Annotated in this window: 11 protein-coding genes; 4 read left to right on the forward strand and 7 right to left on the reverse strand. The window is 75.1% G+C overall.

Annotated features, from left to right (window positions below):
- Positions 1-15 precede the first annotated feature (15 nt).
- Positions 16-570 carry a YbaK/EbsC family protein gene (locus DI272_RS41660; protein ID WP_109500333.1) on the forward strand — a complete coding sequence of 185 codons (555 nt, stop codon included), beginning with the start codon at positions 16-18 and terminating at the stop codon, positions 568-570.
- 2 nt (positions 571-572) lie between these two features.
- Here the strand turns inward: DI272_RS41660 and DI272_RS41665 are convergent, their stop codons facing one another.
- Entirely contained in the window at positions 573-1,640 is a 1,068-nt protein-coding gene (locus tag DI272_RS41665) for a cation diffusion facilitator family transporter (protein ID WP_109500334.1), read from the reverse strand.
- Positions 1,641-1,702: 62 nt separating this feature from the next.
- Here DI272_RS41665 and DI272_RS41670 point away from each other — a divergent pair, with 62 nt between their 5' ends.
- Positions 1,703-2,062, forward strand: coding sequence for a helix-turn-helix transcriptional regulator (locus DI272_RS41670; protein ID WP_181387477.1), 360 nt, complete (start codon positions 1,703-1,705; stop codon positions 2,060-2,062).
- A 9-nt stretch (positions 2,063-2,071) separates the two neighbouring features.
- On the opposite strand, the gene DI272_RS41675 is transcribed toward DI272_RS41670, so the two are convergent.
- Entirely contained in the window at positions 2,072-3,292 is a 1,221-nt protein-coding gene (locus DI272_RS41675; RefSeq protein WP_109500336.1) for a 4-hydroxybenzoate 3-monooxygenase, read from the reverse strand.
- 78 nt (positions 3,293-3,370) lie between these two features.
- Between DI272_RS41675 and amrS the strand changes: the two genes are divergently transcribed.
- Positions 3,371-4,405 carry an AmmeMemoRadiSam system radical SAM enzyme gene (gene amrS, locus DI272_RS41680; protein WP_219933876.1) on the forward strand — a complete coding sequence of 345 codons (1,035 nt, stop codon included), beginning with the start codon at positions 3,371-3,373 and terminating at the stop codon, positions 4,403-4,405.
- Complete coding sequence (locus DI272_RS41685) at positions 4,402-4,614, forward strand: radical SAM-modified peptide, FtsH ternary system-associated (protein WP_109500337.1); 213 nt, start codon at positions 4,402-4,404, stop codon at positions 4,612-4,614. The genes amrS and DI272_RS41685 overlap by 4 nt, the downstream gene beginning before the upstream one ends.
- A 10-nt stretch (positions 4,615-4,624) precedes the next feature.
- Here DI272_RS41685 and DI272_RS41690 read toward each other — a convergent pair whose 3' ends face one another.
- The 5 genes from DI272_RS41690 to DI272_RS41710 form a co-directional block, all read right to left on the reverse strand.
- Positions 4,625-7,936, reverse strand: a complete 3,312-nt coding sequence (locus DI272_RS41690) for a hypothetical protein (RefSeq protein ID WP_109500338.1) — start codon at positions 7,934-7,936, stop codon at positions 4,625-4,627.
- A gap of 232 nt (positions 7,937-8,168) precedes the next feature.
- Entirely contained in the window at positions 8,169-9,920 is a 1,752-nt protein-coding gene (locus DI272_RS41695; protein ID WP_109500339.1) for a hypothetical protein, read from the reverse strand.
- Between the two features lie 3 nt (positions 9,921-9,923).
- Complete coding sequence (locus tag DI272_RS41700; protein WP_109500340.1) at positions 9,924-10,640, reverse strand: hypothetical protein; 717 nt, start codon at positions 10,638-10,640, stop codon at positions 9,924-9,926.
- Positions 10,637-10,918 carry a hypothetical protein gene (locus tag DI272_RS41705; protein WP_109500341.1) on the reverse strand — a complete coding sequence of 94 codons (282 nt, stop codon included), beginning with the start codon at positions 10,916-10,918 and terminating at the stop codon, positions 10,637-10,639. The genes DI272_RS41700 and DI272_RS41705 overlap by 4 nt, the downstream gene beginning before the upstream one ends.
- Positions 10,919-11,115: 197 nt before the next feature.
- The gene (locus tag DI272_RS41710) at positions 11,116-11,925 is read right to left on the reverse strand and encodes a hypothetical protein (protein ID WP_109500342.1); all 810 of its coding nucleotides are present in this window, start codon (positions 11,923-11,925) and stop codon (positions 11,116-11,118) included.
- Positions 11,926-11,933 lie beyond the last annotated feature (8 nt).

An 11,933-nucleotide genomic window follows, 5' to 3' on the forward strand; every position in this document is an offset into this window, starting at 1 on the left:
TGTTAGCGTGCCGTCATGGACGCACCCATCGGACACTTCGACCACGCCACGCCCGCCCCCGACTGCCTCGACGAACTGACCGCGCCCGTCGCGGACGCCGTACGCCGCTGGAGCGGCAGCGTGCCCGCCGAGCAGATCGTCTACGTCGACACCGACCCCCAGTGGGCCGACACCGCCGTCTTCGTGGAGCACTACGGGCGGGAACTGCTGGAGCGGTCGGCGAACTGTGTCGTGGTGGCGGGCAAGCGCGGCGGCGAGTCCACGCTCGCCGCGTGTGTCGTGCTGTCCACCACCCGGGTCGACGTCAACGGCGCCGTACGCCGCCAACTCGGCGCCCGCAAGGCCTCGTTCGCCTCGATGGACATCGCCACGGGGGAGACCGGCATGGAGTACGGCGGCATCACCCCCGTCGGACTCCCCGCCGACTGGCCGCTGTTGGTCGACTCGGCCGTGGTCGACCTGCCCTACGTCCTGGTCGGCAGCGGGCGTCGGCGCGGCAAACTGCTCGTGCCGGGCAAGGCGTTCGCGGAGCTGCCCGGCGCGGTGGTGCTCGACCGGCTGGGGATCTGAACTCAGGCCGCCATGTGGTGGGCGAGGGCGAGATGCGGGTCCGTCTCGCCCGGGAGCGGGGCCGGATCGGCGTGCACCAGGGCGGCCGTCAGGCGCGGGACGGCGTGGACCAGCGCGTGTTCGGCGTCGACGGCGATGGCGTGCGCCTGCCGCACCGTCGCGTCGCCGTCCACGACGACCGCCACCTCGGCGCGCAGCCGATGGCCGATCCAGCGCAGCCGCAACTCGCCCACCCCGCGCACCCCTTCGACCTCCGACAGGGCCCGCTCGGCCCGGTCCACCAGGGCCGGGTCCACCGCGTCCAGCACCCGCCGGAACACCTCGCGCGCCGCGTCCCGCAGGACGAGGGCGATGGCGGCCGTGATCGCCAGCCCCACGATCGGGTCGGCGAGTTGCAGGCCCAGCGCCGAACCACCGGCGCCCAGCAGCACCGCGAGCGAGGTGAAGCCGTCCGTGCGGGCGTGCAGTCCGTCGGCGACGAGCGCGGCCGAGCCGATGTCCCGGCCGACGCGGATGCGGTAGCGGGCCACCCACTCGTTGCCCGCGAAGCCCACGAGCGCCGCGACCGCGACCGCGGGAACCTGCTGCACGGGGCGCGGATCGAGGAGCCGCTCGAGCGCGGTCCACCCGGCGAACGCGGCCGACGCGGCGATCGTCAGCACGATCGCGATGCCCGCCAGGTCCTCGGCCCGCCCGTAGCCGTACGTGAACCGCCGGGTCGCCGCCCGCCTGCCCACGAAGAAGGCGATCCCGAGCGGCACGGCGGTGAGCGCGTCCGCGGTGTTGTGCACGGTGTCGCCGAGCAGCGCGACCGACCCGGACACCGCCACGACCCCGGCCTGCGCCAGCGCCGTCACGCCGAGGACCACCAGCGACACCCACAGGGCGCGCATGCCGCGCGCCGATGACTCCAGGGCCGGGTCGAGCTTGTCGGCGGTCTCGTGCGAGTGAGGGGTGAGGAGGTGCTTGAGGCGGTGCCGGAGGGATGGCTTGTGCCCGTGCCCGTGCCCGTGCCCGTGCGGGGCGTGAGTGTGCTCATGGCCGTGTGCGTGGGGGTGCCGGTCGCTCACGTGCAGACCCCTTCCGGTGCGTGCGGTGGACGTCCGCCGCCCACTGCCGCCATTATGTGCGTATGAGCGCACGCATGCACCTATCACCTGCGCATCATGCGCACCCGCGTACCCCGGGCGACGAACAGTTCGCCCTGGCCGCCGAACTCCTCGCCCTCCTCGGCGACCGCACCCGCCTCGTCCTGCTGCACTCCCTCGCGGACGGCGAGGCGGACGTCACGACCCTCACCGAGGCCTGCGGGGCGGCCCGGCCCGCGGTCAGTCAGCACCTGGCGCGGCTGCGGCTGGCGGGGCTGGTGACCACACGCAAGGAGGGCCGGCGGGTCATCTACTCACTGCGCGACGGGCATCTGCGCCGCCTGGTCGACGAGGCGCTGAACGTGGCGGACCACCGGATCGGCGACCGGCCGGTGCACGACTGAGCCAGTGACTCAGCGGTCGGGGTCCATGCCCAGGTACTGCTCGGCGAACGCGAGCGCCGCCGCCGGGGAGGCGAAGAGGCGGCGCAGACGGGCCTGGGTGGTCCCGGCGAGATACGGATCGCCGGACGAGGTGCCGTGGTAGATCTCCGACAGCCACCAGGAGAACTCCTGGTAGTCCCAGACCCGGCCCAGACAGGCTTGCGAGTAGCGGGTCAGGCCGCTGGAGTCGCCCTTGGTGAGCTGGGCGACCAGCGCGTCACCGAGCAGGAAGGCGTCGTGCAGGGCGAGGTTCATGCCCTTCGCCGCGATGGGCGCGGTGAGATGGGCGGAGTCGCCCGCGAGGAAGAGACGCCCGAACACCATCGGTTCGACCACGTAGTTGTGCATGTCGAGGACCCGCTTCTCGATCAGGCGGCCCTCGGTGAGGCGCGGGGCGCCGTTCGCCCCCAGGCGCTGCTGCAGCTCCGACCACACCCGGTCATGCGACCAGTTGTCCGGGTCGTCGCCGGGCGGGCACTCCAGGTAGTAGCGGGTCACCTCCGGGCTGCGCGCCATGTGCCCGGCGAAGCCGTTGGGGTGGATGCCGAAGACCACGCAGTCGTTGGAGGGCGGCGCCTGCGCGAGCAGCGCCAGCCAGCCGATGCCGTAGTCGTGCCGGGAGACGAGCGCGCGGTCCGGGGTGAGCAGAGCGCGGGTCACGCCGCGCGCCCCGTCGGCGCCCACCACGAAGTCGCAGGGGATCAGCCGGTCTTCGCCGTCGGCGTCGACGTACTCCACGACCGGGTGGTCCGAGTCCAGGTCGTGCAGCCGGACGTCCCGCACGCCGAAGCGTATGGAGCCGCCGCGGACGTCCGCGTACTCGTGCACCAGGTCCGTCACCAGCAACGGCTGCGGATACACCCAGTGGTGACGGCCCGTCAGGCGGGTGTACTCGAAGCGGTACCGTTCCCCGCCGAGCCGGAACTCGCACTCCGTGTGCCGCTGCGCCCGCTCCAGCAGGTTCGCCGCGAGACCCCGCCGCTCCAGGCCGCGTACCGCCCACTCCTCCAACACCCCGGCCCTGGGCCGCTGTTCGATGAACGTACGGGTCTCCGTCTCCAGGACCACGCAGTCGACGCCCACTGCCCGCAGGATGGCGCCGACCGTGAGACCGGCCGGGCCGGCGCCGATGATGACGACCGGCTTGTGGAGCGGGAGCGCCCCGGTGGGGAAGGGGGAGGCCTCAGTCATCCGAGCATTATGTCCGCGCCCTGCGCCGCCCGGGAACGGAGTACCGTGGAAATCCGGGTGACGGGGTGAGGTGGGTGGGTGGTCGCGTGGGTGCCGGCGGACTTCTACCGCGCCGTCGACGACGGCCTCCAGTGCACGCTCTGCCCCTTCCGCTGCTGGCTGCGCGACGGTGACACCGGCGCGTGCAAGGTGCGGCGCCGGGAAGGTGATCGGGTGCTCACGGCGGCCTGGGGCACGACCGTCGAGCACTGGTCCACCGTGGAGCGCAAGCCCCTCTACCACTTCCGGCCCGGCCTGCCGCTGCTGACCCTGGCCCCGCCCGGCTGCTCGTTCCGCTGCGACTACTGCGTCAACCATCGTGTCTCGCAGTACGGCAGGGACCCGGACAGCCGAGTCGCGGCCCACGAGACGGACGTCGAGAAGCTGGTCGCGGCCGCCGCCGAGCGGGGCGGCGGCCTCGCCCTCTCCTACTCCGAGCCGTCCCTGGCGGCCGAACTCACCCTCGAACTCGGCGCCCGCGCAGAGCCGTTGGGCGTCCCCCTGGTGTGGAAGAGCAACGGCTTCCTCACCCCCGAAGCCGTGCGGCGCGTGAGCCCGGTCCTCGCCGCCGTCAACATCGACGTCAAGGCAGCCGACGAGGACGCGCACCGCCGACTGACCGGGGCGCCGCTCGGCCCGGTGCTGGAGACGCTGCGGCTGCTGAAGGCCGCCGGGGTGTGGGTCGAGGTGAGCACGCCGCTCGTCCCCGGCACCAGCGCCGAGGACGAACAGCTCGCGCGGATAGCCGAGTTCGTGGTTTCACTCGGCCCGGACACGCCCTGGCACCTCCTCCGCTTCACCCCCACCTACCGGCTGCGTGACGAGCGGCCCACGCCGCCCCAGCGGCTCGCGACCGCGGCCCGCATCGGACGGGACGCCGGACTGCGGTACGTGTACGTCGAACGCGCCCTCGGCGCCGGGGGACGGGCCACCCACTGCCCGCGGTGCGGTGTCGAGGTGGTGGCCCGAGGGGTATGGGGGCAGACGGAGAGCCGTCTGCGCGGCGGCAGTTGCCCGGCCTGCGGGGAACGGATCGCCGGGATCTGGACCATGGACGAGAGGGGTGGGGCATGAGCACCGAGTACCGCTTCGTGGAGGACCTGCCGGACCTGATCGACGCGTCCGAGTACGACGACCATCCCGACGGACGGCTCGTACGGCTGCGCATCAGCTGGGACGAGCAGGGGGTCGAGGTGCTCGGGGACGCCTTCCGGCCGGACATGCTGGAGGCCTTGCTGGAGAGGATGGGGCCCGAGGCGGTGGAGCAGATGCTCTGCGGGTGACCTGGACCGCCTAGAGCCTTCCCAGGATCTGTACGAGCACCCGTCGCAGCTCCTCCCCGCCCGGCTCCGGTGCCAGCACCCAGGTGTCCGGCCCGTCCGGCGGCACCGGGTGCCGCGGATAGTGGACCCGCAAGGCCAGCGCACCCGGCACGGGCAGCGGCGGCTCGTGGACATGGGTCAGCAGCAGGGTGCGGGGCTCGCCCGAGTCGACCGCGGCCAGCGCGCGTGCCGCCGCCCGGGCCAGCCCCGCCGCACGCACCGGGTCGGCGGGCTCGGGCAGCACCGGGGTCCACAGCCGGCGCAGATCCGACGCCGACGTCAGCCGCGCGGGCGCCCCGCGTCCGTCGAGGCGCACCAGCGCCACCGCGCGGTCGGCCTCCAGCAGCGCCGCCGCCAGCAGATGCGCGCACAGCCGCAGACAACTCCCCACCTGCCCCTGGGCCGCGGCCCCGGTGTCCAGGACCAGCACCGCGTCCCGTTCGGTCCACGGCAGCCGCCCGCGCCGGGTGCGGTACAGCAGCGCGTCCTGCGCCCACAGGGCGTTCAACAGGGGTGCGGGCAGCGCCATTTGGCCGGGCACGAGGCGGTCGGGCGGGCCGTGGCGGGCCCACTGGGCCGGAGCGCCGGCCGTGGTGGGGCCGGGGACGTCGTCACCGAGGAGGACGGGCAGCCGTGCGGGCAGGTCCGGGAGGCGGGCGGCGGCCTCCGCGGCCGACGTCCACGGTCCGTCCGCGAGGCGCAGCGGCAGCGCGGGGTCCTCGCGGACCGCGTCCGGCCCCAACAGGGCCAGCAACGGCAGCAGTTCGCGCTTGACGCGGTCGAGGGCGGCGGTCAGTCCCGCGGTCGTGACGGAAGGCCGCTCCGGCTGCTCGGCGCTGCCCCGCAGGCCCCACTCCAGTGTCGTGCGCAGTTCCTGAAGAGGGATGCCCGGCGGCGGGACGTAGCGTGCGTCCCTCGGCAGCCGCGACGCCACCAGTGCGCTGAGCGCCGGATGCGCGGAGCGCGGCCAGCCCAGGTCACGCAGCGCGCGGGCGGCCGGGCTCTGGTGCACGAGCCGTCGCCCCGCCGGGGGCGCAGGCCGCAGCAGCGCCGAGATGCCGGCGAGCACGTCCAGCGGGACGGCCGCGTCGACGGCGGCGGCCAAGGCGCCCAACTCCGCCAGGTAGTCGGGGGGTTCGGGCAGCCGGGGGCCCGGCTCCGTGGCCTCCGCGGAGGTCCGCAACTCCCATACGACCGTGCGTCCGCCGCTGTGGGTCACCACCAGCCGGTGGCCGTCCCGGTCCCAGCGCACCGCCCACACCGGCCCCTGCCCAGGGCCGCCCTCCAGGGTCATCGCCACCGTGCCCCGGCCCACGTCCCACACCTCGACCACCGCGGTGTCCGCACCGGGCCCCGGCGCGGCGAGCAGCGAACCGTCCGGCGACCAGGCCAGTGCCGGTGCCCAGCCGCGCCCGCCCGGCGCGCCGAACTCCCGCAGCACCCGCCAGGTGAGCGTCGACCACACCACCGTCGGCCCCTGCCCGGCGGGCGGGGTCGCGGCCAGCCGGCTGCCGTCCGGCGACCAGGCGACGCGGGCGGCGAACGCGCCCGAGGGCAGCGCCAGCCGCCGGGCCCGCTCCCGACGCGGCATGTGCCAGAGCATGACCGCGCCGAGGGTTCCGGCCGCCAGCGTCGTCCCGTCCGGTGACCAGCAGGGGCGGCCCGTGCCCTGCGGAAGATGCAGGCTCCTGCGCTGGTGCGCCGGGGCGCCCCGGGCGTCCAGGACGTGGACGAACAGGTGCGTCGGCGCGGGACCGGGCTCGGGCACGACGAGCGTCGCCGATCCCTCGGCCGGCGCCGGGCACCAGGCGGGGGCCTGGCCGCCCTCCAGCACGGCCCGGATCTCCCCGCTCTCCAGGTCGAGGACGGTCAGCCCGGCCTGCCCCTCGCGTGAGGCGCAGGCCAGCAACTCCGGTGCGGTGGGCGACAGTTCGAGGTCATGCGCGCCGCCCGGTCCGGTGACTGCGTGTGCCTGTCGGGTGGTGTCGATTCGGCTCGGGGTGATGCGGGCGGTGTGGCTTCGGCCGGTGTCGCTTCTGTGCGTGCTGTTCCGGCCGGAGCCGGTTGGGCCCGTGCCGCTCCGGCCGGTGTTCCCTCGGTCGGCGTCATCTCGCGTGGCGTCACCTCGCGTGGTGTCGCCTGGGCCGGCATCGCCTTGGCGGTCCTCGGCCCGGGCGGTGTGCAGCGCGGCGAGCGAACCCGGTTCGGTCTCCAGCACCCACCGGCCGTCCCGCGCCGACACCGCGACCGCCGGAGCCCACAGCCCGTCGCCCCCGTCGTGCAGCAAGGTCCGCCCGGTGACCCGCGGCGCCCGGTCCCGCAGCGCCGGCAGAGCCCGCCCCACCGACCGGCACATCGCCGCGGCCCAACTGCGCAGCAGCACGCCCACCCGGCGCTCCGCGCGATACGGGGCCGCGTCCGGCAGCTCCCACAGCTCCGTGCCCGCATCGGCGGTGCACAGCACCCGGCCCGTCGCCGAGATGCTCAGGTCGCGCGGCGCGGTGACCCGGGCGGGCAGGTGCGCGACCCGCTCCAGCGCGCGGTCGAGGACGAGCAGTGCCTCCCGGTCCGTGGCGGCCACCACGAACCGCCCGGTGCGGCTGAAGCCCAGCCCCACGACGGCACCGGGGACCGGGGCGTCCGCGAGGGCCCGGCCGGTGGCGCGGTCGACCAGGTGCAGTCCGGCCGCGTCGGCGAAGACCAGCGCGTCCCGGTCCGGCGACCAGGCGAGGGCGGTGATTCCGGTGCGGCCGGTGCACGGGGCGAAGTCCATCCGCACCGGCGAGACGCTCCACAGCTGGAGCGCGGTGGCGGTGGCCAGGCACAGCTGGCGGCCCTGCGGGTCCCAGGCCAGGGCGATCACCGGGTCGACGGTCGGCAGCGGGGACGAGACGAGGGTGCCCCGGTGATGGACCAGCACCCCGTCACCGGCGCAGGCCACCCACAGCCCGTCGGGTGACACCGTGAGCGTGTCCGCGCCCGCCGGCACCGGGAAGCCGTCGTCGGCGAGGGCCCCGCTGTCCCCGTCGTACACCTCGACCCGCCCGGCGCGCAGCACGAACACCTCGCCGCCGTCCGGTCCCCAGTCCACGGCCGCAGGCAGTCCCTCGCCGGGCGCCGACCACAGCACGCGCCCGGTGTCGTCCCGGCAGCTCAGGAGACGGTCGCTGAGATGCACGAACGCCGTGCCGTCACGGGAGAGTCCGGTGCAGGGCCCGGTGCCGGCGAGGGTGAGGAGCCTCCGGGGCGCGGGCGAGGCGGTGCTCTCGGGACCGGCCGTCACGGACGCCCCGCGCGGCCGGACCCGTCGTGGAGGCTCGCCGCCTCCGCTCTGCCAAGCCTTCCCGCGGGGCGTTCGCCGAGTTCTGCGGTCATCGGTCCGGTACGGCTTTGCGTGGGGCCTTCGTCCAGTTCTGCGGTCACCGGTACCGTGCGGCTTCCCGCGGGGTGTTCGCCGAGTTCTGCGGTCGTCGGTCCGGTACGGCTTTGCGTGGGGCGTTCGCCGAGGCCCGCCGTCACCGGTCCTCCGCCCCCTCCAGCGCCGCCTGCTCGAACAGGCGGGCCGCCTCCAGTAGGTCGCCCGCCGAGCGGTACGCCTCGGCCGCGGCCTCGTGGTCGCCCAACGCCCGCAGCCGTGCGGCCCGTTCGAGGGCCTCGCCGGGGTCCTGGCGGGATGTCGGAGTCGCTCCCGCGGGTGCGCCGCTCGCGCCCGCCAACGCGGCCAGGGCGTCCAGGAGTTCCTGGCCCGCCTTGGACAGCCCCGTGGAGACCTCGACCGGGTCCGGCGGCGCCCACAGGGTCCACAGCGGGACCATCGGGGCGAGCGGGAAGCGGTGCCGGCCGCCGTGCCAGCAGACCACCGCGGAGGTGCCGTCGAGGGCGAACAGCCGGGTGCGGGCCGTGGGCGGCAGCGGGGGCGTGAGGGTGTGCCCGGACTCCAGGTACAGGCTGCCGGGGCCGATCCGGTGCAGCGGCACCCCGAAGGGCAGGTCACGGGCCAACCCGGCCGGCTCCAGCAGCAGATGGTGACCGGGACCGGGCAGCAGGAAGCCCGCCTCGCCCAGGACGCGCCCCGGCAAGTACCGCCGTAACAGCGGGAGTTCGTCGTCGTGGACCAGGACCGCGTCGACCGAGGTGGCCGCGTGGGTGTCCGCCACCACGCGCACCCGTACCGTCGGCACTCGCGCGCCCTCCGGCAACGCGTGGGACGTGGACGCCGGTTCGGGGGCCACCCCGATCAGCTCGGCCGGTATCGGGGAGGGCGTACCGAGCGGCTCCAGTCGCAGCGGCGGGCACTCCTCGACATCGCCGACCAGCCACAACTCGCCGTCGGGCACGGGGGAGTACAGCAAGGCGTCATCGACGGGAGGGCGCAGCCGTACGTCCAGCAGCAGTCGCTCGCAACCGGCCACCGGCCGGCACACCGCGGTCCGGGGCAGCGCCGACAGCGCCACGACAAGGGCGTGCGGGAGCTCCTCGGGCGACGTCAACGACAGCACCGTCACCTCGTGTTGAGAGGCCTCCGGACTGTCCAGGGGGCGGGCGCGCACGACGAGCGTCGACACCTCCACGCCGAAGGCCAGCGCCTGGCGGACCACGGAGGACAGCAGTTGCGGAGCTGCCAGTACGTGCAGGGCGCGGTGGGTGGCGGGGCCGGGCGGTGACAGGGGGAGGCGGGCGACCAGGTCCACCGTGTCGAGGCGGGGCCAGGACAGCACCTCCGCCAACTGGTGCGGCCCGCCGTAGCGTTCGGCGAGCGCTCCGTGGCCGAGCAGCGGCCGGGGCTCGCCGCCGTGCAGCGTCAGCAGGTCGGTGCCGACGGCCGGGCCGATGACACTGAGCAGCCAGACGGCCCCGCCGCCCGGCTCCGCGTGACAGCTCCACTCCGCCGCCCCCGCCCGGTGCAGCGCCTCGATCGCGCCGAGGACCCGGTGGGCGGCGGGAAAACGGGCGGCGACCCGCCAGTCGACGGCGGGCGAGGAGGTGTACGACACCGGCGGCACCGGTAACGGGGGGTCCTCCTCCGGCGGGCGTGCCGGGCGCACGCTGAAGGGGACGCCGTGGTCGTGGGCGCCGTTCGCCTGGTGCGGCGGCCTCGGATGGGGGCGGGCCGACGGGGTCTGGGGGGCGGCCGGTGAAGCCGGTGTCGGTGCTCCGCGGGGTGCGGGGCGCGCCACGATCGGTGTCGCCGGGGTGCCGGGGGAGGGCGCGCTGTCCGGGGTGATGCGGTTCAGGAGGCGGCGCAGGGGGCTCTCGCTGCGTTCCATGGCTCAGGGTCCTCCCGCCCGGCCGGAGTCCGCCGCGACGTCCGCGGTGTCCCCCGTCTCGACGGGCGGCCCGGACGGCAGCCAGGCCGCGGAGCCGAGCCGCTCGGTGGCCCACTCCCGCCAGCGGTTCAGGATGTCGCTGCCGCCGCCCTGGCCGTCGTAGGCCGCGCGGAAGAGCCGCGCGCCCCAGTCGAACCGCTCGACGCGGTCCGCGGCCTCGACGCCCCAGTCCAGCATCAGGCGGCGCTCGGTGCGCACGGCCAGGGACGGCAGCCGGGCCTCGACGCGGGGGAAGAGGGCGAGGAGGGGGCCGGGCGGGCCGCCGCCGAGACGGTCGGCGAGGGCGCGGGCGAGCTCCAGGCGGAGCTGCTGGGGGCCCTTGCCGATGGTGTCGGCGGCGGCGAGCAGCCGGCGGGCCGGGGTGATGTCGCCGGCCAAGAGCAGTTCCCAGGCGGCTTCCAGCCGGCGCCCGCGCTCCTGCCAGCAGCGGGCGGCGAGTTCGGGGCGGCCGAGGAGCCGGTAGCAGTGGGCCGCCTGCTCCGGGTGGCCGGCCTGCCGGTAGGTACGCGCGGCGTGTTCCAGGTCGCCGGCGCGATGGTAGGCGTCGGCCGCCGACCACTGCCAGCCGAGCAGGTCGTAGCAGCGGGCGGCCTCGGTGTGCGCCTGGATCTCGGCGTAGCAGCGCGCGGCCTGGAGCAGCAGCCGGGTCCGCCGGCTCATGTGGTCTCCCGCTCACCCGGCTCGGGACCCTCGGTCTCCTCGTCCTGTGTGTGCCGTGGCGTCTGCGGCGTCGGATCGTGTCTCTGGAGGGGGCGTTCCTCGAACGGAGAGATCTCCTCGACGTCCGGTCTGCGCGCCACGACCTGTCCCAGCTCGGCGCTGACCCGGTCATGCTCGGCGTCATGGTCGGGGCCGGAGCCGGCGCCGATGTCGTCCACCTGGAACAGCTCGACCTCTCCGGTGTCCGCGTTGAACCGGAACCGCACCCGCACCCGCATCGATCAGTTCTCCATCCCGCGTCAGTGCCCCATGCCGCCGGAACCCGCCCGAGTCGGTTCCGGGGCCAGTGCCCCCTGCCGTCGGAGTCCGCAGCAGCCGGTCCCCGAGTCCAGTTCTCCATGTCGCCGGAGTCCGCCGCAGCCGGTCCCCGAGTCCAGTTCTCCCTGCCGTCGGAACCCGCCCCAGCCGGTCCCGGTCAGTTCTCCATGCCGTCGAAGTCGATCTCGAACTCGATGTCGATGCCGCCGTCGGACTCCTCCTGCCGGATGCCGGTGGCGCCGTGCTGCCGGGCGAAGTCGAGCAGCGCCCGCTGATAGGCCGTCGCCAGCACGCCGTTGACGGCCCGCAGGCCGTCCTGGCCGAGCCGGGTGATGCGCTCGTGGTTGCGGGCCTCCAGGTCGGCCCGCACTCGCTCGCGCTCCTCGGCCAGCCGGGCGCGCGCGTCGTCGTCGGCGGCCTGCTGGAGCCGGTCCTCGGCCGCGGCAGCCGCGGCGGTCGACTCCCGGCTCGCCTGCGTCCGCAGTCGCCCCACCAGCTCCTGCGCCCGGCGTACGGCGTCGGCCTCGGCGACCTGCTGCGCCTCGCGCTCGGCCACCTCGCGGGTGCGTCCGGCGAACCCGTCAGCGTAGTACCGCCCTTCACCGCTGCCGGTCGCCCGGTCGCGGACCGTGCCGCGCAGCGTCTCCGCGGCGTGGCCCTCGACGGTGACCTGGTCCTCCAGACGGGCGGTCACGACCAGTTCGCCGGTGGCGGGGTCGTAGCGGACCCGGCCGTCCGTCAACTCCAGGACATGGCCGCCTTCTTCGGTCCGCCAGCCGTCGGCCGTGATGAGCGTGCGTTCGAAGACCTGGCGGGTGGCCTGCCCGAGGGTGCCGCCGAACGGATGGCGCACCTCCAGCTCGCTGACCACGGAGTCACTGGCGCGGGCACGGCGCTCCAGGGCGAGTTCCCACGCCTCGACGACTTCCCTGGTGGCCTCGACACGGACCCTGCGCGGATTGCACATAGAGCTGC

It is taken from the genome of Streptomyces sp. Act143 (genome assembly GCF_003143935.1).
In the GTDB taxonomy this organism is placed as follows: Bacteria; Actinomycetota; Actinomycetes; order Streptomycetales; family Streptomycetaceae; genus Streptomyces.

What these genes read in the sequence shown, in the direction of transcription:
- DI272_RS41710 (WP_109500342.1), bottom strand. Translation starts at nt 11,925, where the DNA reads ATGTGCAATCCGCGCAGGGTCCGTGTCGAGGCCACCAGGGAAGTCGTC.
- DI272_RS41675 (WP_109500336.1), bottom strand. Translation starts at nt 3,292, where the DNA reads ATGACTGAGGCCTCCCCCTTCCCCACCGGGGCGCTCCCGCTCCACAAG.
- DI272_RS41705 (WP_109500341.1), bottom strand. Translation starts at nt 10,918, where the DNA reads ATGCGGGTGCGGGTGCGGTTCCGGTTCAACGCGGACACCGGAGAGGTC.
- DI272_RS41700 (WP_109500340.1), bottom strand. Translation starts at nt 10,640, where the DNA reads ATGAGCCGGCGGACCCGGCTGCTGCTCCAGGCCGCGCGCTGCTACGCC.
- DI272_RS41670 (WP_181387477.1), top strand. Translation starts at nt 1,703, where the DNA reads ATGAGCGCACGCATGCACCTATCACCTGCGCATCATGCGCACCCGCGT.
- DI272_RS41660 (WP_109500333.1), top strand. Translation starts at nt 16, where the DNA reads ATGGACGCACCCATCGGACACTTCGACCACGCCACGCCCGCCCCCGAC.
- DI272_RS41685 (WP_109500337.1), top strand. Translation starts at nt 4,402, where the DNA reads ATGAGCACCGAGTACCGCTTCGTGGAGGACCTGCCGGACCTGATCGAC.
- DI272_RS41695 (WP_109500339.1), bottom strand. Translation starts at nt 9,920, where the DNA reads ATGGAACGCAGCGAGAGCCCCCTGCGCCGCCTCCTGAACCGCATCACC.